This window comes from Neobacillus sp. SRL179 (assembly GCF_984799095.1).
Map to the genome: position 1 here is coordinate 2739599 of NZ_OZ481792.1, position 24503 is coordinate 2764101.

The following is a 24503-nucleotide window of genomic DNA, read 5'->3' on the forward strand; positions in this document are numbered from 1 at the left end:
CAAATTACACATAGACAATATCTTATACCAATGGTTCAAAGATTGCAATGAAAAAATACTGTGATTTAATGGGTTTGTCTCCATTAAAAAAATAAGGTACTATTGTTTTTATACAGGTTGTCTATTTTATTAGTAAGGGTGATCCAATGAATGACAGGAAACAGCATGTAATTGATTCAGCCCATCAATTATTTATTGATAAAGGTTTTCAAGCCACTTCCATTCAAGATATCCTAAATTATAGTGGAATATCAAAAGGAACATTTTATAACTATTTTTCATCTAAGAGTGAATTATTAATCGCTTTATTTAAAATGTTATATAAAAAACATAATCATGAACGGAATAAACTACTTATTGGCGAAGATCCCTCTGACATTGAAGTCTTTATCAAACAAGTTGAATTACAATTAAAAATGAATAGGACAAATAAATTATTACTTCTTTTTGAAGAAGTCATTGTTTCTAAAGACGAAGAGATTAAGAAATTTATCCAAGAAGCACAATTACAGTTACTCCGATGGACATTCAATCGTTTTGTTGATATCTTTGGCGAGGATAAAAGGCCCTATTTGTTAGATTGTTCCATAATGTTTTTAGGTATTTTATTCCATAACCTAAAATTTTATGGTTTAGCTTATAAAACAAATACGAGCATTAAAAAAATAGTCAGCTATAGTATGGATCGTATCGTGAAGATGATAGAGGAAGTAACAGATGCAGATGAACAATTGATATCACCTGATGTTTTAGACCACTGGATTCCTGACTGTAAGAAAGGCACCCATGAATTACAGCTAAACGTAAATCATATTATCAGCACGATGAAAAAAGCCCTTATCCATATTGAGGAAAAGCAAAAATACATGGAGTTGCTTGTATTTATTCAAGACGAATTATTACAAACCAAGCACCCGCGTAAGTATTTAGTTGAAAGTGCTCTTTCTTCATTAAAGAGGAATCAAGATGGTATTGAGACGGATATTCTTGAGCAATTGGTTGCAAGATTTTTCGGTCAAAAAACAGAAACAGAAGCCCCCGCAATCCTATAATGATTGAGGGGGCTTTTGTTTTTGCTTAAATAAAGGTTAACGTAACCTTTTATTTCGATTACGTAAAAAGGTTGGAACCTCAAGCGAATCGTCTTGCACATGAGTCTGCCGCATATCATTATTATTCAGTTCTTCCGGCTCCTCCATTTGTTGAACTTCTCCAAACGAGCGATCAACATGTGTATTTTGTTCACGTTTTAATTGGAGGTTTACTCCAGGTGTTGCATTGGAAGGCACGTTAGCAGGTGTCCTTACTTCTTTATCAACGAAACCAGTTGCAATGACAGTAATCATAATTTCATCTTTTAAGTTATCATTAATGATAGAACCAAATATCATGTTTAATTCATGATCTGATGCGGAAGCAACAAGATTCGCAGCTTCCTGTACCTCAAAAAGGCTCAAATTACTACCACCAGTAATATTCATCAAGACCCCTTGAGCACCATCAATAGATGTTTCCAGTAACGGACTAGAAATAGCCTTTTTGGCAGCCTCAATTGCACGGTCCTTTCCTTTTGCTACGCCAATTCCCATAAGAGCTGTCCCTTGATTAGTCATAATTGCCTTTACATCAGCAAAATCAAGGTTAATTAGCCCAGGTACAGCAATTAAATCAGATATCCCTTGTACCCCTTGGCGAAGGACATTGTCCGCCTCACGGAAAGCTTCGAGCATCGGTGTCTTTTTATCCACAATCTGTAATAGGCGATCATTCGGTATAATAATTAAGGTATCTACTGCTTCCCTCATTAACTCGATTCCAGTTGCAGCATTTACCGCCCGTTTTCGCCCTTCAAAACCAAATGGACGTGTCACGACACCAATCGTTAATGCCCCAAGGTCATGGGCAATTTGTGCTATCGCAGGAGCTGCCCCGGTTCCTGTACCACCACCCATTCCGGCTGTTACAAAAACCATATCAGCACCTTCCAGCACCTCTTGCAGCTGCTTTTTGCTTTCTTCTACTGCTTTTCTTCCGACCTCTGGGTTAGCACCTGCGCCTAGTCCTCTAGTTAAGGAGGCACCGATTTGCATTTTTATCTCGGCTTTAGACAGGTTTAACGCTTGTGCATCTGTATTCACAGCAATAAACTCAACACCCTGGATTCCATCTTCAATCATTCGATTGACAGCGTTGTTTCCTCCACCGCCAACTCCAATTACTTTAATTCTTGCTACTTGATCTATATCCATGTCAAAATCCCACATAATATGTTCCTCCCACCCTAGCAACCTAACATTGCGTGATTATTCTAAAATAAATGTTAATGATACTATTTGTTTGTATAAGTAGAAAAGATATTCTCCCTAATATTTTAGCAAAATAATAGTTGAGTTTATATAGTACGCTAGTCACTCTTTATTTAGGAATAAATTACTTCGTGATGCCCTATATTTGTATGTATTAAAACTAGAAAAAGTTTTAAGATACCTATTTGAAAATTTTGATATTACTATTTATTTTAACAAGAGAATTGATATTTTAATAGTAAATAAACCTATTTTCTGGTATTACAGTTAAAGTTTTTACCGAACCCATTAAATTACTCCTGTACTAATCGAGAGAATTCCAAAAGTAGCGGTAAATGAGAGTATGCCTATTAATCGGGAAAAACGCTAACAATCCATCTTAATGTTTAAGTTGAAAAACTATTGCTAGCTATGGCGAGAAGAACGATAGTTAATTGCTAGCAAATTTAAAGCAAATTGCTAAAATTTTGCTATGAATACACGCATCCGAACTCTTTGTTTGAATTATTGACTCTTCTATAACTTTATGTCAATTTAATAATGTAATGATCACTATAGATTTCTAGAGGAGAGGGCCTACTTGTTGAAACGAAAAATTATAGCCTATAATTTCGAATTAATAGAAACTCTTGAAAAATTAAAAGACACTTTTGATGTACTAGTATTTGATGGAATTAATCCTAAAACAGACCCTTCATTTTTAGAGGCCTTAAAGGAAGCGGAAGGCATTATTGGCCTAGCTCTTCCGGTCGATCAAGAATTATTGGATCGTGCACCTAATTTAAAAATCGTATCAAATAACTCCACGGGATATAATAATTTTTCCATTGAAGAGATGACGAAGCGAGGCGTATTGGGAACCAATACTCCAGGGGTTTTAGAGGATACAACCGCAGACGCCATTTTCGGGATTCTCCTTGCGGCGGCCCGGCGAATTGCAGAGTTGGATCACTTTGTTAAATCAGGAAATTGGAATGGTCACTTAACCACTGAACAATATGCCCTTGATGTTCATCATAAAACCTTAGGTATTATCGGGATGGGGAAAATCGGCTCAGCCATTGCGAAAAGGGCTCATTGTGGATTTGATATGAAGATTTTATACCACAACCGAACGCGAAACCTTGAGGCTGAGGAACGTTATAGCGCAGCCTACTGTAACCTTGATACCTTATTAATGGAGTCTGATTTTGTTTGTTTAATGACTCCGCTAACAAATGAGACCGAAAATATGATTGGAAGACGAGAATTTAAAATCATGAAGCCCTCCTCTATTTTTGTGAATGGCTCACGCGGAAAAACCGTTGATGAATCAGCACTAATAGAAGCATTAAGTAATAAGGAGATCCATGGTGCAGCAGTAGATGTCTATCAAATAGAACCTGTAAAAGAGGATAATCCTCTTCTTCGGTTCAATAATGTTGTCACGACACCACATATTGGTTCCTCCACCTTTGAAACCGAGCTTAAAATGGCTAAACTTGCAGTAGAGAATTTACTGGAAGGATTAACCGGTAAACGACCAAGAAACTTAGTAAACCCGGATGTACTAAATTAAGGTAAGCTTTTTTCAATTTAATTATAAATGTCCAATCTACGAAACCGACATTTTTAATAAGGAAATTTGGATAAATATTTAAAAATACTTACGCTGAGTTGTGGTTTTAAAAAATACCTTATAAAGTTTATGAATGATTAACCATTATTCTGGAATATTATATGATAGAAATCTTCTATAAAAGAAGGTGTGGTGATTTTGTATGATAGAAATACCAAGAAAACTCTATTGTAATCATTGTAAAAAGGAAACGGAGCACATGGTCAGAGAAGATGCATTAGAGATCGCTTATACATGTTTGGAATGTAAAAACCAAGAAGACATTGTCAAATCTTTCTTTTGAATCGGACAAGAAGAACTCAACCACTAGTAAGGGTTGAGTTCTTCTTGTTTATGTTGTTTCTAAATTACCAATATAGCATTTTTTTACCGTAACTACTTTGTACCATTCAAACATAGCTTGAAAATAATTAAACCAAGCATATTACTTATATATTTGAACTAGGTTGGTTACAATTCTAATAGAAATGGAGGTAACCAATCGTGCGTTTTATTATGATGATCATCATTCTATTTTTAGTATATACTTCCTGGCCTCTAGTTGAACAAAAATTAAATCAATCAGATCAAACTATAAGTATTGATTCAATTCAATCAGAAATTAAGGTGATGAAGGGCAGCCCAGAAGTAAAGACAGCATTAAATACTATAATTGAAAAATTTCAGCTATTAGTCAAACAGCTTAGTTCACAATTAGAAAATCTCCCACAAGGTCAACAAAATAATCAGCAGACAGACGAAGATAAAGTTGCGTTAAGTACACCCACTTCGCAAATGTATTCAATATTTAACATTGAACTTGGAGAATCCAAGGAAGATATTGAAAAAAAATTTGGAACTGCAATCCGTTCTTCACTTAATGAATATGGTACCGATTGGTATAGTTATCATGATCATTACCGGAATTTTTTTATGGTCATGTATGATGTAAACAATAAGGTTGCTGGATTATATACAAATCAAGATTTAATTTCCTCCAAAAATGGAATCAAACTTGGGAGTACACAAGAAAGTGTCCGTTCCTTACTAGGCAGCCCCTTAACAAAAATTCAAAAAGGATTGGTCTTCTATCAATTACAAGACAATGACGAATATGATATGTTTTTGCAAGGTGATGTTTATGTAACTATTTTTTATGATAAACACGAGGGTAATACAGTCACTGCCATGCAATTAATCAAAAAAGACTTAGAAGATAATAGAATGGATTTCTATACCAAAGCTAATCCAGCCTTAAAAGAAGGGTTTGAGTACCAGTTATTTGATTTGACCAATGCAGCACGAGTCCAGCATCAACTCCCAATTCTCACATGGGATGAGCATGTACGAAAAACCGCTCGTAATCATAGCTCCGACATGGCAGTAAATCAGTATTTTGATCATACCAATCTTAAAGGACAATCCCCATTTGATCGAATGAAGGAAGATGATATAATCTTTCATTTAGCAGGAGAAAACCTGGCTTATGGACAACTAAGCAGTATCTTTGCTCATGAAGGTTTAATGAACTCCCTCGGACATCGTGAAAATATCTTGAAAAATGGTTATGAATATTTAGGGATTGGTGTGGCTTTTAATAAAGAATCACAGCCATACTATACAGAAAATTTTTATGCCAAGTAACCGGTTAGCAGAATTGTTTAAAAATAGGACGATAGTATATAAATTTTTATTTTAGCTTCTGTTAGAAAAACTCAGAAAGATATGTTCTTATCAGCAGGAATATAACGTTTTCATGGTGAATACGTAATTTATAGATTAAGACAGCTGCATTTATGAATTAATGAGAGGAAGTAAACCATGGAAAATGTTAAGGAGTTCCAAATTATTCGGGTGCCTATTACAACCCCGACTTTACTGCCACACACTACTACAAATTGTTATTTAATTGGTAACAACAAAGAAAGTATATTAGTCGATGCTGGGTATGATCAGCCTGATACTAAAATAGAATTACAGAATGTGATTAAGCAGACCGGTCTCGCTTTACCTAAGTCAATAATCTTAACCCATTCACACCCAGACCATGCCCCAGGAGTTCTTCAATTAGTAGATTGGAATCCTATCGTTTATGGACATCCGCTTGAAAAGCCGGGTATAGTGGCGGCCATTGGGCCATGGAACCGTTTAGCATTCTTAAATGATGGCGACGTGATTCGCATTGCTGGAGAAGAAATTATCCTCATTCACGCACCAGGTCATACTGCAGGTCAATTAAACCTGTATATTCCGACCAAACGGATTCTCCTTGCAGGGGATAATATCGTTGCTGAAGGGACATCATGGATAGGACCCCCAGATGGCGATATGTCAGACTATATTGCCACGTTACAAAGGTTAAAACAATTAAATTTAAGTAAAATAGGTCCTGGGCATGGCGAATGGGTAGATAATCCTTATGAACACATTGATTTTGTTTTAAATAGAAGATATTTCCGTGAAAACCAAATCAAATCGTTGTTAAGCGAGCATGAAAAGATAACTGTTTCCGATTTAACAAACATCATTTATGACAATCTCCCCCACCCCAATGTTTTTGAAGTTGCTAAACGGACAACTGAGGCACACTTAATCAAATTAATAAAAGACGGAATTGTATCAAAGCAGGATTCCTATTACTCTCTCAGATCTTTAATATAATCAGCAAAAATAAACTCGGGCATATTCAACTGACCGCCCTTTTGATAGTTAATAATCGTTTTCAATGTATGAATGGTTGGCGGAGCCAGTGATATGTCGCCTTGCTTATAAGCATTCAAGGCATCAGCAGGGTCCATCCAACATGCTTCACTGATTTCATTTGGATCTGGTTTGGGTGTTTGCCCTTTTGGAAGATACGAGAGAAAAAAACGGGTATCAAATCTTATTCGACTAATATCCGGTGTGACGATTTGTCCAATATAAGCTAAGCTTTCAAGAGGAAATTGGAGTTCTTCCTTTTGTAATAGCTGTAAAAATGAAATCTCCCGATTGATTAGGAGACGGCGGTATTCCATTTCTACTTTTTCATCCAAATGAACGGGTGTGCCGTCTTTTTTCTTACAAATTAAAACACCCACTTCTTCAAATAGTTCTCTTGCAGCAGCGACATAATGCCCAATTGTAAAAGAGTCATTTCTTTTTCCAGTAATAAATTTGTTGTTAGCTTGAATGTCATCAGTAGAATCTACCGCTCCCCCCGGGAAAACATAATATCCACCCATAAATTTCATTGTGTCAGGTCTTTTTGTCATATAAACTTTGGATAAATGATCCATTAAAACAACTGTGGATGCTGGCCTAGGAATAGAATTCATTTTATTTCCCACCCTCTTATTTTTTTCGGAAATGTAAATATTATTTTAATTAATATTCAACTTTCACTTCACGATTCCCTTCCTTGTAATTCCTTAAACTTATTTTACTCAACTAAAACATATTGCATTTCACTTGAATCCACGTGAATTTTCTGTTATATTAACTAACAATTACATAATCTCTTACTTCAATACCTTTTGAAGTGAGGATAGAGGCGCAAAAACCATTAGTACACAATTTGAGGAAAATGAGTTCCTATGATAATTGTCGAAAGGGGAATTTGCCGAAGCTTTAAGAATCTCATTGGACTTGAAGCTGGTTCTGTTGTTGAATAAGCACAGAATTGTCATATAGGAAACTATATGGAGGGCTATCTCACGCATAGGAACTTTTTATTTTTGTTTCTACAGCAGCAGCGAACCCTCGTTGCTGCTTTTTTGCGTTGATTCTACATTGGCCTTTCCCACTTATTTTGTAAAAATAATTTTAAGGGTGATAATAATGAATTTTGGCCAACTTTTAACAGCAATGGTTACACCATTTGATCAAAATGGTGAGATGGATTTTAGCGCAACAAAAACACTTGTCAATTATTTAATTGCCAATGGATCTGATGGATTGGTGGTATCTGGAACAACTGGGGAATCCCCTGCCCTATCAATAGAAGAAAAAGTTGCATTATTTAAATTTGTTGTAGAGGAAGTAGCTGGCCGAGTTCCAGTCATCGCTGGCACTGGCTCCAATAATACAAGAGCTTCCATCAAGTTAACTCGTCTTGCCGAAGAGGCTGGTGTGGACGGCATCTTGCTTGTAGTCCCATATTATAACAAACCATCTCAAGAAGGATTATATCAACATTTTAAAGCAATAGCGGAATCAACTACCTTACCGGTCATTCTCTATAATATTCCCGGACGGTGTGTGGTCGATTTATCCGTGGAAACCGTAGTTTGTCTTTCACAAGTTCCAAATATTGTCTCAATAAAAGAAGCAAGTGGTAACTTAGATGCTATGGCCCAAATCATTAGCCAAACTCCAGACAATTTCACCTTGTATAGCGGTGATGATGGATTAACATTACCTGTTTTAGCTATTGGCGGCACTGGTGTCATTTCGGTTGCATCCCATATTATCGGAAACGAAATGCAGGCAATGATTACGAACTTTAAAAATGGTCAAATACAGGAAGCTGCAATTGCGCATCGCCGTCTTCTCCCACTTATGAAAGGCTTATTTGCTGCACCTAACCCAACTCCAGTTAAAGAAGCCTTAAACATGTCTGGGATTCACGTTGGTGGTGTCCGCTTACCATTGGTACCTTTAAATGAAGAAGAAAAGTTAGTCCTGCAAAAGCTTCTGCCTGCTAGCAAAAGCGCAACAATCCTATAATTCAAAAAAGCTGTCTTTCCCAGAAAGGAATGGGTTTGGGCAGCCTTTTTTATGATGCTTGCTTAAAGTGAATGAAGACTTTTACAAAGAGAAAAAAAATAAAAGGAGAAATAAATGAGCAGGAAAACAGCGATTGTAACCGGTTCTTCCAGTGGCTTTGGATTATTATGTGTCATTGAACTTGCTTTGAAAGGATTTACGGTTATTGCCACAATGAGGGACACTAAAAAAGCCAACTCATTGCTTACTTATGCAAAAGAGAAAAAAGTGGAGGAGCGGATTCAGGTCTTACCACTAGACGTTACTTCATCCGAATCCATTGATTCCATAAAAACTAGGTTCTCTGCTTATTCTTCGATTGATGTGCTTATTAATAATGCTGGTTTTGCGCTGGGAGGTTTTAGTGAAGAGCTTTCTATTGGTGACTATCGATATCAATTTGAAACTAACTTTTTCGGGATTATTGCTGTGACAAACGCAGTCCTTCCATATATGAGAACACAGGGACATGGTCGAATTATCAATATCAGCAGTATAAGTGGAAGAATTGGATTTCCCGGATTATCTGCCTATACGGCGTCAAAGCATGCACTGGAAGGATATAGCGAAAGCTTAAGGCTCGAGGTTAAACCATTTGGAATTGATGTTTCCTTAATCGAACCTGGTTCCTATCAAACGAATATCTGGGCCACTGTTGACCAAATGGAAATAAATGCTGATTCCCCGTACCTTCCATATATGAAAAGTTTACTTAAAGAAGTGGAAGAGGGAAAAGCAGCACATGGTGATCCTAAAGATGTAGCGCGACTCGCAGCACATGTTGCTTCACAATCTGCATCCCCCGACCTCCGCTACCCAATCGGAAAGGGTGTAAAAACCAGCCTTTTTCTAAAAAATACTTTGCCATGGAAAATGATTGAATCAGTGATAGAAAAAAAACTGAGACATTAACAATGTTTGGAAAATATTTAGAAAATAAATACAATCAAATCAATTGCACCCACCTCAATGAAGGGGCTATACTTACTTTGTATGAATCAATAAGGAGGAGATGGGAATGAATAACTTACAATCTTCAACAACCCTACATAATGGCGTCAAAATGCCTTGGTTTGGCCTAGGTGTATATAAAGTGCAAGAAGGTGATGAAGCACTTCTCTCCGTAAAATCAGCAATTAAAGCAGGTTATAAAGCTATTGATACCGCTGCCCTTTATCAAAACGAAGAAAGTGTCGGTCAAGCAATCAAGGAATCTGGAGTTCCTCGTGAAGAGCTATTTATTACAACAAAAGTTTGGAATTCTGATCAACGTGAAGATAAAGTCTTAGAAGCATTCGAAACAAGCTTAAAGAAACTCGGACTTGAGTATATTGACTTATACTTAATTCACTGGCCTGTTGAAGGAAAGTATAAACAAGCTTGGAAAATTCTCGAAAACCTATATAAAGAAGGTCGTGTTCGTGCGATAGGCGTCAGCAATTTCCAAATTCATCATTTAGAAGACTTATTGTCTAGTGCAGAAATTAAACCAATGGTCAATCAAGTAGAATTACATCCATTATTGGCTCAAACTGAGCTTCGAGAGTATTGCAAGAAACAGCAAATCCAAATGGAAGCATGGGCTCCTTTAGGTCAAGGAAGACTGTTAGCGCACCCAGCTCTAATAGAAATCGGAGAGCGTTACAATAAAACAACAGCCCAAGTTATTTTACGATGGGATCTGCAAAATGAAATTGTCACGATTCCGAAATCTGTTAAAGAAAGCCGGATTATAGAAAATGCAAATATCTTTGATTTTGAGTTAACGGCTGATGAAATTCAAAAAATTAACTCTCTAAATGAAAATAAACGATTTGGTGCCGATCCAGATAATTTTAATTTTTAATAAAAACAGAAACTGCCCTAGGTAAAAAAAGGGCAGTTTTTGTTTTTATCGAGACCAAACATTCAAATTCGAATGTTTACTACTGTATATGATTACTCCTCTTCAAAAATGGGAAAGGTGAAGAATATCCTAGATACGAAGGTGAAGCAATTTGACTAGTACTTCCCATCAAAAAAATAATTCAAACACTACAAACGCTTATCAGAATAAGCTAAATATTTGGTCTGGCATTCTATTTGGAATAGGGTTGGTCGCCTTTATTGATGAAGCTGTTTTTCATCAACTGCTACATTGGCATCATTTCTATGATAAATCCACCACCGCAATTGGATTGGTATCTGATGGACTTTTCCACGCGTTTATCTGGTTTTCAAGTGTTTTAGCGTTGTTTATGGTTACCTCTCTTCGACGATATCATGCGTGGCAGGCAAAGAAATGGCTGGCTTGCATACTTATTGGAGCAGGTGGTTTTCAATTATACGATGGTACAATTCAACACAAACTGATGAGACTCCACCAAATCCGCTATCATGTCGATATCATGCCTTATGACTTGGTTTGGCACATAACAGCAGTATTTATGCTGTTAATAGGAATCATCCTGTTAATTCGTATATCGAAAGAAACGGGAGCTGCTTTGAAAAATGCCTAAAATTTATCACGTTGAACATGTAGCTGCAAGCTTTGAGCCACACATCATTCCAGAATTTTTTTTATTAATGCCGTTTATTATAGCTTTAATTGTTTATCTACTAGCCTTTGTTAGATCTAAGAGCCAACAAATACAATGGCCGTTAAGTCGATTGATTTTATGGATTTTAGGCATTTTTAGTGCTCTCTTCGCCATTACTGGACCGGTCGCAGATAGTGCTCATAACGATTTCACGAAACATATGGTTGGTCACCTATTCCTTGGTATGCTTGCACCACTTTTGATGGTCTTAGCTGCACCAATGACTCTATTCTTACGAACTCTAAATGTATTTCATGCTCGACGTCTATCCTTTCTGTTAAGAAGTGGACTTATTCGTTTTATTTGTAACCCAATTCCCGCGTCATTTATAAATGTTGGAGGTCTTTGGATTCTCTATACAAGCAGCCTTTACATGAAAATGCACGACCACGTTCTTCTAAATCTGTTAATCCACTTTCATATTTTTATGGCGGGCTATCTGTTTACTGCATCCATAATCTATATAGATCCTACTCCACACCGGAAAACGTTTGTCTTTCGCGCGATTGTGTTAGTGGCAGCATTAGCAGGACACGGTATTTTATCGAAGTTTATTTTTGCTCATCCACCAATGGGTGTCCCAATTGACCAGGCTGAAACGGCCGCAATGCTAATGTATTATGGAGGGGATGCAACTGATTTGGTTTTAATCATTGTCTTTTGTTATCAATGGAGTAAAGCTGGCCGTCTATTTAAGGTTTTTAATCAATCTGTATAGTGATTAATTTGTTCCCTTATCCCATCAATTATATCTAGCGGCATCACACCATAATGAGATAATGACTTTGCTTTTTCCTCTCCTGCCTTGGCATGTAAGCAGCTTCCAGCTATTAGGGCATGGACAGGGGATGCTCCTTGGGCTATAAATGAGGCAGCCAACCCTGTCAGCACATCCCCACTCCCTCCCTTTCCAAGTGCGTCATGACCGTGTGGATTAATAAAGACCTCTCCATCAGGTGTTGCAATCAGGGAACGATGCCCTTTTAATAACAAATAAACACCAGTGTCACTTGCAAAAGCCTTGGCAATTTCAATTCGATCCTCTTCTACCTCTTGTACAGTTTTATTCATTAATTTAGCCATTTCCCCTGGATGCGGGGTAAAGATGACAGCTCCCTTATAATTTCGAACAATATCTAAATTATTTCGAAGTAAAAATAAGGCATCGGCATCGACAACAATCGGCTGTCCTGTGAGTAATTCCATAAATGAACGCATCCACTCTTCTCCACCCTGAAATCTCCCTATCCCTGGACCAATCGCTATACTATCAAATTGATGCAATAAGGGGGCGATTTCAGCAATTGATTTAACGGAAAAGTGACCATCTTCTTCTGATAATGGCTGAAATAAGGATTCTGGATTTTGGGCTGCCGCAATTGGATAGATATTTTCCGGAACAGCTAACGTTACTAATCCGGACCCACTATATAAGGCCGTCTTTGCGGAAAAAATGGGAGCGCCAACATAGGATCGAGATCCACCAATTATTAGCACATGCCCAAATGTTCCTTTATGACCGTTTCTAGGCCGGGCTGGAATAGAAGTTTTTACAAGGTCTTCAGTAATGAGTTTGGGTAATACAAGGCCAAGAACTTCGACAATGGAAGGTGGAACAGAGATATCAACCGCCTTCCACTCGCCGATATAGCTGGGACCATTATGTAAAAAGAACCCTTTTTTCGGAAAAACAAATGTAATTGTCTTTGTTGCTTTGACTGCAATTCCACCAACTTTTCCGTTGTCACTGCTTAATCCCGAGGGAATATCGACAGAAATAATCGACTTCTTTTTCTCAACCTCATTTATCATTGAAATTACGGTTGAAAAGGGTTCTCTAACTAGACCATGGACACCCGTTCCTAGTATGGCGTCGACAAGAATATCGGCCCCGTGGATTTTATTCCGAAGTGTATCAAAGCCACTTTCTTGTAAATAACAAATGGGCAGCTCTCGCTTGATATATACATCAAAATGAACTCTTGCATCTCCCTTAATTTTCTCAGGAGGAACTAATAAAAATAGGAGGACGTCAAATTTTAAATCATACAGCCTGCGCGCGATGACAAAACCATCCCCGCCATTATTACCGCCTCCTGCTAGCACAAGTACACAGGGTTTTTCAAACGGACTGCTAACGATCATGTCTTCGACTACTTTTGCACCTGCGTTCTCCATTAATACGACCCCAGGTAAACCGATCTCTTCCATCGTATATTGATCCATTTGCTGCATTTCTTTTTGACCTGCCACAAACATATCTACTCTCTCCTTTTTATACACCTATTACTATTATAAAACTTTTTTGAAGTGAATTTTTATTATAATTATGGTTCTAAACACAACATTGAAGTGTTTGATAAATGAAGGATAGGAATTTATAAAGCTTAATTGGATAAATTATAGACGAGCAAATTAATGATTGCTCAAAAAAACTTCGTCGGGAGTGATGTATCATGGCAAGAAACAAACTTTTGGTTCCTGGTTCGGGCAACGCGCTTGATCAAATGAAGGAAGAAATCGCCAACGAGTTTGGAGTTCAACTTGGTGCTGATACGACCGCGCGAGCAAACGGTTCAGTTGGCGGTGAAATGACGAAACGTCTGGTTGCTTATGCTGAACAATCGTTACGAAATCAACAAGGTCAATAACTTTTGATTTCATGCAAAGGGGTGTCCAAATGGGCACCCTTTAATTACATAAGAATTTTCAAACTTCAGCGTGGAGAAATATCCAGCTCCAGGCCATACGCCGCTGACCATGGCGCTTCCGAATTTCTTAATTAGCAAACAAAATTTTAAGTTCACTTTCAGACTCAATCATCCTGCCAAATCGATATCCTTCAATTAACACATGCCGTTCATGGTCAGATAGTCGACGCTCCCATTTTGTTTCTAAATAATGGATAACCTCATTATAGAAAATTTCAGGATACTCGAAAGGTATGTTCATAGTTACGTCACCTTCCTTTCATGATGCTCTTCTTTTTAATCTTGTCCAGAATACTTACTTTTTAAAAACCATCTTTCTTTACTTACTACTTTTTTATGCGAGAACCATTTATTTGTATAGTTCTAATGGATTTAAATTATATTTACTGCCATTATTTTTTTCTCTAGGGAATAATAGTGGTAAATACTTAAATTTTATAAAAGCGGGGTATAAAAAATGAATCAAGACTTTTCAATTGATTATGAACAAATACCAAAATTTCAAAATCATGGAGATGCTAGAGCTTGGTTTAAAGATCTTTATGGAGATCGGTTTTTACTGAGGATGAGCGAGATGAGAAATGGAAAAAGAGTGAATATGTATCATCTTGTAAAAAATCCTGATGTATATCAACCCTACATGGAGAGCTTTTCGCATGAGGAGAAGCATGAAATCACCAATATGGAGGTCTTCAATAGTTACAAAACCGTCGAAATTACGGATGATGGTATTGTTCAATTTCTTCCTTAAAATCTAATTAAAATTCGTTTTCCCCAAGCAAATAGGAAGGCCATAAGCAGCCTTCCCTTTAAATCATATTTACAGGGTTGTTTCATTTTTTCGAACTATATGCACAATAAATGTTCCAAAGAAGACAGTCGTAAGTAAGCTAAAAAAGAAAATTTCATCCATTTGGATTCCAAAGGCAGAAGCAATCATCTTCAGGCCGATAATTGCGACAAGGACAAACGCAGCCACTTCGAACTCTGGTACCTTTTCAATTAGAGCAAGGAATATGTGAGCAACTCCCCGCATCATTAAAATGCCCAATATACCGCCTAAAAGTAGTATCCACTCCTGGTTAGAAACACCAAAGGCTGCAATGACACTATCAAAACTAAAGGCAATATCCATAAGTTCGACCGTTATGACTGTTCTCCAGAAGCCTCTGCTTTTATCTGTTATGCCGTCTTCCCCATCATTTTTCTTTATAAAATTTTGAAGAACAATCCAAAGCAGATAGTGACCACCAACAATCTTAATCCACGGAATTGTAGTTAATGTTACACCTATACCAATCGCAACCACACGAAAAAAATAGGCACCAAAGATTCCATAAAATAATGCTTTCTTTCGTTGCTCTTTTGGAAGGTGCTTTACCATCATGGCCAATACCAATGCATTATCAGCAGATAACAATCCTTCAAGAATAATCAGTGTACCAATAACCCCCCAACTGGCAGGATTAAGGAAAACTTCTTTAAATGCCTCTAGTGAAAATATTGTACTATAACTATTTATGATTTCTTGTAGAAACTCCATCCAGACTAATGTCTCCTTCTCTATCCAATATGCTTGTCCTAAATAACTTAACTTCCATATTGAATTGCAACGTTTCATCTTCTCCTGTTAAATATATGTTCACTCCGTAAATATATGAATTAAAAAGAAGCTGCCTCATTGAGACAACTTCTTTTTGATACATTTTTAAACAATCACACTTTTATTGCCATGAAGCAACTTCTGCAAGTTATTAAGTTCATTCTGTATACTTGGAAATGCTTCTATTTTAGGAACAGGTTTAATTGGAGGCGAATGTTTCCGATCGGTAGCATTTGCCATCGTTTCACACACATAAAGCAATTGAGCAAGAGATTCATCCGAAAGATTAGGGCGATTTGCTGTTTTAGCACAATTTTCAAGTAAATATCCTAAATGCTCAATTGAAAACAAAACGGGCCAATAAAAATCAAGCACTTGTTGATTAACAGGTATCTCACCCGCTGCTGTATTATAAATTATTTTAAAATTAATTAAATTCGTTTGCATTTTTCTTAGTTCTCTACTTTCTCTCGCATTAAAGCCGACTCCTTGATTTGAAAAAAGGGTGAATAAAAATTGTGCCTGACTTCTAATCGTTTTAGTTAGCAAATGCGAAAGACGACTTGATGCAGATCGCCTCCCAATGAGCCATACACCAACAAGTCCTATCACGCTCCCGATGAGAACATCGATGATTCTAGCAGAAGCAAAGTAGGCAAAACTAAAGTGACCTTGACTAGTACTTTCAGCCATAAGTAATGCGTTGGGGGTAAAAAACAAGGCCGCTAAACCATAATTTTTTACAATAAATAACTCTGTAATAAACGTCAAAAAGAGAATAAACAATGTAATCATATATCCATCTGGATGTGTAGATAAAATCAAACTAGCAATCAAAATCCCTAAAATAGTACCTACTCCCCGCTGGATGGCCCGGTGATGGGTTGCAACAATAGTCGAGCCTGACATAACAGCAACACAGGATAACGGCACCCAATAAGACCGAACAAATTCAAATTGATAGGCGATAATAGCCGCAATCATGGTAACCAAACCAAAACGTAATGCCGTAATAAAAACCATCGAATTTTTATCCAAGGCACCCATAAAAATACTCTTAAATGATGGTTTAGAAATTTGAATCACTTGATTAATCTTAGTGGTTGGTTCATTCATGATGGCGTCAGCATTATATACTTTAGAAAATAATTTACTAATCGTTTCATCCATTTCGTCTGGCTGGAGGATTTTTAGAGAAGTATAATCATTCTTTTTCTTTTGTTCAAATGAATCAGCCATTTCACGAACGGTCTGGCCTAGTGCTGGTGGTATTTTTGATTCTCGCTCTGAAAAATTATTAAGTATGTACAGAAAAATCTGATTGGCATGTTCCTTTAATACATATAGGCGATTAAATAAATCAGTGGTTCGCCAAGGGATATACCCCGCAGCCAGTGTTTCGTCGGCCTCATTTAAAACGGACATGACCCGATGTCTAACTTTATTAAAATTACCGGTACCAACTGAATCAAGAAACGCAGCTAATTCACGATATACCCGTATAATTATCCCTGTTTCTGGACCATGAGGTTTAAAGAACCGACCAGTCATTGCAATGATAAATGACAAGATTCCTCCTAAAAACACAAGGCTGCCACGTAATAGAGCGAGCTCCGGATGTACGGGCATTCCTGATGTCATCAAGAAAACTAAAACGAAAAAGATTGCAGATGGACCAGTAATACGTAATGCCCCAAAAATAAACAGAACTACAGCACCTATAATCCCCATCAATATAGCAATAGCAAGAGGGTATGGAGCTGCGAGAGTACCCAGTACCGTGACCAGAGTCATACCAAGGATGACTGCCACTAATTTTTTTGCCAGTAGTGCATAGGGAATATCAAATACGTAAAGATAGGTAAAGCCACCCATTCCAGCTAATAATCCATAATCTAGATGGCCAAATAATAATCCGATGATAACCGGAAGAGCGGCAGCTAATCCTGCACAAAATGCCTTTAACCAGGGAAACGGCTTTTGATTAACAGATAGGGCTTGTTGTAATAGTGTAGGGGTATTATATGTGACAGATTTAGATTTGTTCGTTTTATTCTCTTCCATGCTGATCGCAACTTTCCAATATAAATTTCATGAACAATGACTAATTATAATATTAATTAAAATGAAATGCTAATATACCAAATAAGACTTAATAACATTTCTTTTAGGAAAAAAATAAAAGCCTATCCCAATCTGGCTATAGCTTTTGCACAGATTGGGACAGGCATTACATTTTTATTCTTTTACAAAATCGACAAACCTCTCGATAACCTCATCAATAAATTTAAGCGTGGCTTCGTCCACTAAACTTCCAGTTTCATCATCAAATTTATTCATTGCCTGACTAATAAGAATTTCATTGCCTGCTGGTGGTAAAAGTTTTACTTGTAATGCTGTTAGAATTTGACGCAAGTGGAGCTGAGCACGAATCGTACCCATTATACCTGTTGCTGCGCCTGCCGTCATTACAGGTTTACCAATTAATACCTTATCAACACGCGATAACCAATCAAGTGCATTTTTCAAGACACCTGGAATGGACCAGTTATATTCCGGTGTAAGGATAAGCACACCGTCTGCTTCTTTAACTTTCCTTTTAAATTCCTTTACTGCTTCGGCAGGATTATTTTCTGTATCTTGGTCATAATGGGGAAGTTGACCAAGATCCAGTATTTCCAAATCAAATGTATTAACAAATCTTTCCTGAATGGTGTTTGCAAGCTGTCTGTTATACGACCCTTTTCGCAAACTCCCTACAATCGCTACTAACTTCATTATTCTGTTCACACCTTTGCCTATAGTTCTATTTCAATACAATTTAGATTATAGAAATAGAAACTTGAATTTTCAAACTTTATGCCTTACTTTTGAAAAATATAGTGATATAGTCATTATCACAAAGCACCAAATAAAAAAAGCCGCTATCTCTTAAAAAAAGCGGCTTAAATTATATATTCTAAGTTGATTATTTAAAAATAGTGGAGACGACCTGGTCGTAGGTCATACTACTATCCACTGCATATACGCCAGGGCGTAGTTTGTTTTCAAGCCCTTTTTGCTCTATATCTTTAGAGAAGTTGAATGCATTCGGAACGATGGCTGCTTGTTGCAGCATCTTTCCAACATCTATACTGGTCATTCCGTCTGATACATTAATAATTACTCGTGTTACAGGTTTAGTAGTTTTGTTATCATCCGTTGTGGTTTGTTTTTGCCCTGTCGCTTTTGCAGCTTTTATATTATTGTCATACTCGGCTTTCGTTTGAACAATATATCCACTGGTTACAAGCTGTTCTTTCATCGTCTTTTCTGATGGTTCAACATTTACTGTTTTGGTTTTTTCTGTTGTCTTTACGACATCAGTTTTATCAGTAAAATAAACAATCCCACAAATCGTTGTTGTTATAAGAATTCCGGCTGCAAAGCTGCTTAATAAGTTAATTCTCATTTGCAACTTTCCCTCCGTCCTTTACAAGATGGTATGAAGCAAGGATTTTTTCTATCTCCGATTCTTTAACTTGCTTCAACTCGGCAATACTTGCAAGCGAATAATTCCGTTTATATAAATCTAGTACTTCACGAATGTGGAGTTTTTCCTCAGAGGAGAGTTGAATTCCTGCTTCCTTCATCACAACTTCTATGTCCAGTTCAATATTCCGAATTGCCTCTTTAAGAGCATTAATTTCTTTCATCGTACCAATATGAATTTGGTCAACTTGTTTTTGTTCCAGTTTTGCTGCATGAGTAGATTTCAAAATAGAAAAAATCAATAATACAACGGATATCACAAACAATCCGATTAAAGTCCATTCCATAAGAACTATTACCTCCTTCTATTGTTGGCAAGTTCTTATTATACAACCAATCGATAAATTTTTGTCTTTTTTACTAAAAAACACGCAATTAGTCGCGGGAATTTTACAAATTTCGGGGAAACAGGAAAAGTTTTATCCAGTTATTAGTTGAACATCGTTTACTATTAATTTTTACTAATAATAGCAGCTAATTCTTCATTTGAATATGTGCCGTTTATCCCTGGTTTATTATGGAAGTAATCGTATATTTCTTGATTTGAATAGTCCTTTTTTAAACCATTAATAATAGTTGACAAGTATGAGTACGATGGCTTTTTCCAGTCTACTTCATTAATGTTCCATGGTGCAGTAAAAGTAAAAATAGGGAAGCCTTTTTCCTCTCCTAAATACAGTATATTTCCATACCAAGCATTAGGACGAATTATTTTGGATCCTTCCTTTATTACCTCATTTATCTCAATGTCCAAATCTATCCCATTGTTTTCCTGCTTCACTACATCCAAGAATTGTTCAGTGGTGATTAAATATTTTCTACAAAAAGTAACGTTGTTAATTTCTTGCTGTAAACCTAGAAAGGCTACACCCTGGGAATCCCATTTTTTTGCTTCTTTCGCAAAATAAAGGGGAAACTTTATGGTATATGTCGACTCATCAACTGGAAGAGATGAATCCTTACAGCCAATCTCAACCTGGGAGGATCCTTCTGGCTGCCCTCCTTTTATGTAACATAAAAATCGTTCAGTATTTATATTGGATCCATAGCTTACATACCAAACATATTGTTTTTCCTCAATCATTACAAATCACCTATTTCTATTAAATTCCATTTATTTAAACTATTTTACCACTATAAAAAATAATCGTCTGCACTTAAAGAGGGAAGAATGGTTTGGAAAAATTAGGGTATGATAGTTTTTTGTAGAAATATATTTTTTCAACGGAGGACCTATATGAAAGTTACAGATCTAATCGTTCAATGTTTAGAAAATGAAGGTGTAGAGTATATTTTTGGAATTGTGGGCACTGAAACACTCGACCTCGCAGAATCATTATCAAAATCAAATCAAATTAAATATGTAAATGTCAGACATGAACAAGGAGCTGCTTTTATGGCAGATGTATATGGAAGACTATCCCAAAAGGCAGGCGTTTGTTTATCAACATTAGGTCCTGGGGCGACAAATCTTCTTACGGGAATGGCAAGCTCTCAGCTTGATCACTCACCTGTGGTGGCGTTAATTGGACAAGCTGGCATAGAACGGCATCATAAAGAGTCTCATCAATATATCAATATTGTAAAATTATTCGAACCTGTAACAAAATGGTGCACTCAAATTCAGGATTCCACGACTGTACCTGCCATTATACGAAAAGCTTTTCGATTGGCAAAATTGGAGAAACCGGGATCTGTCGCCATCACCTTACCGGTTAATTTTTCTACTCAAATGATCCCAAATAAGCCATTGCCTGTTACACCATTACCCCAAGGTGTCCCTGATCAAGCATCGATACAAGGAGCAAAATCGTTAATCCATAATCATTTAAAACCATTTATTATTATTGGAAATGGAGTTCTCAGACAGGATGCGGTTACAGAACTTCAGATTTTTATTAATCAGCTCCAATCTCCTGTGACTCACAGCTTTATGGCAAAGGGCGTGTTACCAAAAGAACACCCTTTTAATTATTTTACTTTTGGATTTAAGGACAACGATGAGGTAGTAGCAGGTATTAAAGAAGCTGACTTATTAATCGTGATAGGATTTGACTTTGTTGAACAGCTTCCAAAGGATTGGAATAAACAAAAACTGCCGATTTTACATATAGACACCCTGCCAGCGGAAATAAATGAGTATTACCCTGTTGAGTGTGAACTCGTCGGCAACATCAAAAAAACTCTTCAATTGTTGAATCAATCTGAGCTTTCTGTAAAATCATGGGAACCTTCAGGGGATCTGCGCGAACAAATTTCCCAGACGTATCAAATAAACGATAATCAAACTAGTACTAGTACCATACCCTTTACAATTGAGAATCTTCTCCATTCTATTGAAAAATTTACTACAGAGAATACCATCATGATTTCTGATGTCGGTTCTCATAAAGTCTCAATTGCAAAAACTTATCAGCCCAAAATGCCAAACAGGTTAATCATTTCTAACGGGCTTGCCTCAATGGGTATTGCGCTTCCAGGTGCCATTGGTGCCAGTCTTGCTTGTCCGGAAGACCCCGTTATTTGTATTACGGGCGACGGTGGGGCTCTTATGAATTTTGCTGAAGTTGAGACGGCTAAACGTTTAGGCCTCTCCTTCATCATCATCGTGATAAATGATTCGATGTTAAAACTTGAGGTACAGCAAATGAACAAAAAGTTTGGCGAAAACTTCGGTGCAACCTTCCAGAACCCTGATTTTGTTCAACTAGCGGAAAGTTTTGGAATCAATGGTTTTCGGGTCAGCCAATTATCTGAATTTGAACGTATACTGCAAAAACACCTACAAGCCCCAGATGGGATAACCTTAATAGAAGTTACTTTACAAAGCTGACTCAACACCTTCCCTCTCCGAAAGTGTATATTGGAAGATTACTATGATGCGGTTTATTGGAACTAAGGGAACAGCCAGGATGAGGGAGTCATCCTGGCTGTTTGTGAGAAGTAATGGAAGTTTTCCCTATGCCTGTTTAGTTAAAATAGACATAAATTCATTACCAGTAATTGTTTCCTTCTCCAACAGATACTTGGTTAATTCATGTAACTTATCTTTATTTTCTTCAAGGATTTCTTTAGCTTTTATGTGACAAGATTTAATAATTTTAAGAATTTCAGTATCAACCTTAGCTGCTGTTTCTGCTGACACCATTAAAGAAGTATCTCCGCCTAAATACGGATTATTGACTGTTTCGAGTGCCATCATATCAAACTCATCACTCATCCCATACCTAGTGACCATTGCTCTGGCAATCTTTGTGGCTTGTTCAATATCATTAGACGCACCTGATGTGATGGTATTAAAAATAACTTCTTCTGCTGCACGTCCACCCATATAGGTTGTAATTTTATCCAATGCCTGTTCCTTTGACATAAGGACTATTTCTTGCTCGTCCACTTGCATGGTATACCCTAGAGCACCAGAAGTCCTTGGAATAATGGTTATTTTATGAACTGGTGCGGAATGTGTTTGTTTTGCTGCTACCAATGCGTGACCAATTTCATGATAAGAAATGGTTAACTTATCCTTCATTGAAATCACTGCATTTTTCCGTTGATACCCGGCAATTACCACTTCAACAGACTCTTCCAAGTCACTTTGGATTACTTTGTTACGCCCCAATCTAACGGCTCTCAGTGCAGCTTCATTAATGATATTGGCTAAATCAGCACCTGATGCTCCGGATGTTGCTCTGGCAATAACATTAAAATCAATATCATCCGCAAGTTTTACATCTTTCGCATGAACCTTTAAAATGGATTCACGACCTGCTAAATCAGGCAATTCCACCGGTACTCGGCGATCAAATCTACCCGGTCTTAGAAGTGCTTTATCAAGAGTTTCAGGTCTATTCGTTGCGGCAAGAATGACGACCCCTTTATCAGCATCAAAACCATCCATTTCAGTTAAGAGTTGATTTAAAGTTTGTTCCCGTTCATCATTACCACCTGCCATACCGGAATTACGACTCTTACCGATTGCATCGATTTCATCAATAAACACAATACATGGTGCCTTTTCTTGTGCTTGCTTAAATAAATCTCTTACCCTTGCTGCACCCATTCCAACAAACATTTCAACAAATTCTGACCCTGACATTGAGAAGAATGGTACCTTGGATTCCCCAGCAACCGCTTTGGCTAGCAGGGTTTTCCCTGTTCCTGGAGGGCCAACTAATAATGCACCTTTTGGAATATTAGCCCCAATTTCTCTATATTTTTTTGGATTATGAAGGAAATCAACAATTTCCTGCAAGGCCTCCTTGGCTTCATCCTGACCGGCTACGTCTTTAAACGTTATGCCTGTTTGCGCTTCTACGTACACTTTGGCATTACTTTTCCCAAAAGATAGGGCACCACCGCCGCCCATCATCTTATTTTGCATTTTCTTCATTAACCATTGGCCAATAACAATAAAAATAAGGAACGGAAGAATCCAAGTTAAGATAAAATTTAACAGCGGTGATGTTTCTTTCGGAATTACTTTTGCAAATTTAACATTCGCTTCATGTAATCGGTCCACTAATTTCGGATCGTCAATTGTGCCCGTCTTATACAACTTAACTTTACTTGTGTCAACTGGTTTAAACATAATGGTGTTATTTTCAATTTCAACCTCTTTTACTTTCCCCTCTTCCACCATGGATAAAAATGTTCCATAATCCACTTCTTTTACGGAATGATTAAAAATGGCAGGGAAAATAAAAGAATTTAGCAATAGAATGATGACAATTGTTACCCCATAATAAAATATAAGTGGTTTCTTTGGTGGCTTTATATGTTTCATTTTAGTTCCTCCAAGTAATATTAATGGCTTGCATCCAGTTTATTACGAGCTAGTCCATTTTTTAAAAGGTTAATTTCTATAATATAATTCCCCAATGCTTCCTGATTCGACAAATCTTTTGCAAATTTTTCAACGACATTACGAATGGTAATGGTAGACAGGATTTGTAAAAGATGAACGAATTCCAAGTCATTTGAGATATTTAATCGTTCATTATTAATAATAGTTTTTAGTTTGTATTTGTCGTTACTTTCACGACCGCGAAAAATTGTCGAAAAAGTATCTTCTATTTTATACGTCATGTTTAAGAATGCATTCTTCAAGAAGTTTACATCAGCTTCTTCCTCAATCATTAATTGAAAAAATTCAATCAGTGAATCAAATAAATCACCGTTATGTTTTTTTAAAAGAAATCCAAAATTGTACTTGATGCTGCTAACCATTTCATTTAATAAATAGAAAAATGCGTCCTCTTTATCTTCAAAGTATTGATAAAAGCTGCCACGCGGGATTTGTGCTGTTTTAACGATATTTGAAATGGAAGCATTATATAGGGGCACCCGTGAAAACTCTTTTTTGAGTGCGTTTACTAATGTTTGTTTTTTCTCCTCTGGCAGATTAAAAAAGGTAATCTTTGGCACCGGCAA

Annotated in this window: 24 protein-coding genes and 1 riboswitch; of the genes, 12 read left to right on the forward strand and 12 right to left on the reverse strand. The window is 36.9% G+C overall.

The features are described 5' to 3' along the window. Positions 1-146 precede the first annotated feature (146 nt). Positions 147-1052 (forward strand): TetR/AcrR family transcriptional regulator, encoded by a 906-nt coding sequence (locus AC4E8C_RS13455; RefSeq protein ID WP_490207196.1) that lies wholly within the window; start codon positions 147-149, stop codon positions 1050-1052. Positions 1053-1088: 36 nt separating this feature from the next. Here the strand turns inward: AC4E8C_RS13455 and ftsZ are convergent, their stop codons facing one another. After that, positions 1089-2264: a cell division protein FtsZ gene (gene ftsZ / locus AC4E8C_RS13460; protein ID WP_490207197.1), complete on the reverse strand. Its 1176-nt coding sequence runs from the start codon at positions 2262-2264 to the stop codon at positions 1089-1091. Between the two features lie 625 nt (positions 2265-2889). On the opposite strand from ftsZ, the gene AC4E8C_RS13465 reads away from it, so the two are divergent. The 3 genes from AC4E8C_RS13465 to AC4E8C_RS13475 all read left to right on the forward strand — a co-directional run bounded on the left by AC4E8C_RS13465 (position 2890) and on the right by AC4E8C_RS13475 (position 6564). Further along, complete coding sequence (locus AC4E8C_RS13465) at positions 2890-3864, forward strand: 2-hydroxyacid dehydrogenase (protein WP_490212556.1); 975 nt, start codon at positions 2890-2892, stop codon at positions 3862-3864. Positions 3865-4407: 543 nt separating this feature from the next. Next, entirely contained in the window at positions 4408-5547 is a 1140-nt protein-coding gene (locus AC4E8C_RS13470) for a CAP domain-containing protein (protein WP_490207198.1), read from the forward strand. Positions 5548-5724: 177 nt separating this feature from the next. Continuing rightward, positions 5725-6564, forward strand: coding sequence for an MBL fold metallo-hydrolase (locus AC4E8C_RS13475; protein ID WP_490207199.1), 840 nt, complete (start codon positions 5725-5727; stop codon positions 6562-6564). Here AC4E8C_RS13475 and AC4E8C_RS13480 read toward each other — a convergent pair. Then, positions 6540-7220 carry an NUDIX hydrolase gene (locus AC4E8C_RS13480; protein ID WP_490207200.1) on the reverse strand — a complete coding sequence of 227 codons (681 nt, stop codon included), beginning with the start codon at positions 7218-7220 and terminating at the stop codon, positions 6540-6542. The genes AC4E8C_RS13475 and AC4E8C_RS13480 overlap by 25 nt on opposite strands. A 202-nt stretch (positions 7221-7422) precedes the next feature. Beyond that, a riboswitch (Lysine riboswitch) is annotated at positions 7423-7602 on the forward strand. Positions 7603-7722: 120 nt separating this feature from the next. Here AC4E8C_RS13480 and dapA point away from each other — a divergent pair. The 5 genes from dapA to AC4E8C_RS13505 all read left to right on the forward strand — a co-directional run bounded on the left by dapA (position 7723) and on the right by AC4E8C_RS13505 (position 11946). Beyond that, positions 7723-8610, forward strand: coding sequence for a 4-hydroxy-tetrahydrodipicolinate synthase (gene dapA, locus AC4E8C_RS13485; protein ID WP_490207201.1), 888 nt, complete (start codon positions 7723-7725; stop codon positions 8608-8610). 114 nt (positions 8611-8724) lie between these two features. Further along, complete coding sequence (locus AC4E8C_RS13490; protein ID WP_490207202.1) at positions 8725-9561, forward strand: SDR family oxidoreductase; 837 nt, start codon at positions 8725-8727, stop codon at positions 9559-9561. A gap of 106 nt (positions 9562-9667) precedes the next feature. Continuing rightward, complete coding sequence (locus AC4E8C_RS13495) at positions 9668-10495, forward strand: aldo/keto reductase (protein WP_490207203.1); 828 nt, start codon at positions 9668-9670, stop codon at positions 10493-10495. Positions 10496-10646: 151 nt separating this feature from the next. Further along, positions 10647-11147: a DUF2243 domain-containing protein gene (locus AC4E8C_RS13500; protein ID WP_490207204.1), complete on the forward strand. Its 501-nt coding sequence runs from the start codon at positions 10647-10649 to the stop codon at positions 11145-11147. After that, the gene (locus AC4E8C_RS13505; RefSeq protein WP_490207205.1) at positions 11140-11946 is read left to right on the forward strand and encodes a cytochrome c oxidase assembly protein; all 807 of its coding nucleotides are present in this window, start codon (positions 11140-11142) and stop codon (positions 11944-11946) included. Before AC4E8C_RS13500 ends, AC4E8C_RS13505 begins: the two co-directional genes overlap by 8 nt. Here AC4E8C_RS13505 and AC4E8C_RS13510 read toward each other — a convergent pair. Next, entirely contained in the window at positions 11934-13487 is a 1554-nt protein-coding gene (locus tag AC4E8C_RS13510; RefSeq protein ID WP_490207206.1) for an NAD(P)H-hydrate dehydratase, read from the reverse strand. The two genes, AC4E8C_RS13505 and AC4E8C_RS13510, sit on opposite strands and share 13 nt — an antisense overlap. A gap of 197 nt (positions 13488-13684) precedes the next feature. Here AC4E8C_RS13510 and AC4E8C_RS13515 point away from each other — a divergent pair, with 197 nt between their 5' ends. Next, entirely contained in the window at positions 13685-13879 is a 195-nt protein-coding gene (locus AC4E8C_RS13515; protein WP_040208869.1) for an alpha/beta-type small acid-soluble spore protein, read from the forward strand. 127 nt (positions 13880-14006) lie between these two features. Here AC4E8C_RS13515 and AC4E8C_RS13520 read toward each other — a convergent pair whose 3' ends face one another. Continuing rightward, complete coding sequence (locus tag AC4E8C_RS13520) at positions 14007-14180, reverse strand: hypothetical protein (RefSeq protein WP_490207207.1); 174 nt, start codon at positions 14178-14180, stop codon at positions 14007-14009. A 216-nt stretch (positions 14181-14396) separates the two neighbouring features. On the opposite strand from AC4E8C_RS13520, the gene AC4E8C_RS13525 reads away from it, so the two are divergent. Then, on the forward strand, positions 14397-14690 hold the full coding sequence (locus AC4E8C_RS13525; protein WP_490207208.1) for a hypothetical protein: 294 nt from the start codon (positions 14397-14399) through the stop codon (positions 14688-14690). A 69-nt stretch (positions 14691-14759) separates the two neighbouring features. Here the strand turns inward: AC4E8C_RS13525 and AC4E8C_RS13530 are convergent, their stop codons facing one another. The 6 genes from AC4E8C_RS13530 to AC4E8C_RS13555 form a co-directional block, all read right to left on the reverse strand. Continuing rightward, positions 14760-15482: a TerC family protein gene (locus AC4E8C_RS13530; RefSeq protein ID WP_490207209.1), complete on the reverse strand. Its 723-nt coding sequence runs from the start codon at positions 15480-15482 to the stop codon at positions 14760-14762. 165 nt (positions 15483-15647) lie between these two features. Beyond that, positions 15648-17606 carry an FUSC family protein gene (locus AC4E8C_RS13535; RefSeq protein WP_490207210.1) on the reverse strand — a complete coding sequence of 653 codons (1959 nt, stop codon included), beginning with the start codon at positions 17604-17606 and terminating at the stop codon, positions 15648-15650. A 174-nt stretch (positions 17607-17780) separates the two neighbouring features. Beyond that, positions 17781-18320 (reverse strand): NADPH-dependent FMN reductase, encoded by a 540-nt coding sequence (locus AC4E8C_RS13540; protein WP_490207211.1) that lies wholly within the window; start codon positions 18318-18320, stop codon positions 17781-17783. A gap of 190 nt (positions 18321-18510) precedes the next feature. Further along, positions 18511-18993, reverse strand: a complete 483-nt coding sequence (locus AC4E8C_RS13545) for an aminodeoxychorismate lyase (RefSeq protein WP_490207212.1) — start codon at positions 18991-18993, stop codon at positions 18511-18513. Further along, positions 18983-19360: a hypothetical protein gene (locus AC4E8C_RS13550; protein ID WP_490207213.1), complete on the reverse strand. Its 378-nt coding sequence runs from the start codon at positions 19358-19360 to the stop codon at positions 18983-18985. Before AC4E8C_RS13550 ends, AC4E8C_RS13545 begins: the two co-directional genes overlap by 11 nt. Before the next feature lie 164 nt (positions 19361-19524). Continuing rightward, entirely contained in the window at positions 19525-20157 is a 633-nt protein-coding gene (locus AC4E8C_RS13555) for a hypothetical protein (protein ID WP_490207214.1), read from the reverse strand. A 153-nt stretch (positions 20158-20310) separates the two neighbouring features. On the opposite strand from AC4E8C_RS13555, the gene AC4E8C_RS13560 reads away from it, so the two are divergent. Continuing rightward, positions 20311-21906: an acetolactate synthase large subunit gene (locus tag AC4E8C_RS13560; protein ID WP_490207215.1), complete on the forward strand. Its 1596-nt coding sequence runs from the start codon at positions 20311-20313 to the stop codon at positions 21904-21906. Positions 21907-22032: 126 nt separating this feature from the next. Here AC4E8C_RS13560 and ftsH read toward each other — a convergent pair whose 3' ends face one another. Both ftsH and AC4E8C_RS13570 read right to left on the reverse strand, forming a co-directional pair. After that, positions 22033-23856, reverse strand: coding sequence for an ATP-dependent zinc metalloprotease FtsH (gene ftsH, locus AC4E8C_RS13565; protein ID WP_490207216.1), 1824 nt, complete (start codon positions 23854-23856; stop codon positions 22033-22035). Between the two features lie 20 nt (positions 23857-23876). After that, the gene (locus tag AC4E8C_RS13570) at positions 23877-24497 is read right to left on the reverse strand and encodes a TetR/AcrR family transcriptional regulator (protein ID WP_490207217.1); all 621 of its coding nucleotides are present in this window, start codon (positions 24495-24497) and stop codon (positions 23877-23879) included. Positions 24498-24503: the final 6 nt, after the last annotated feature.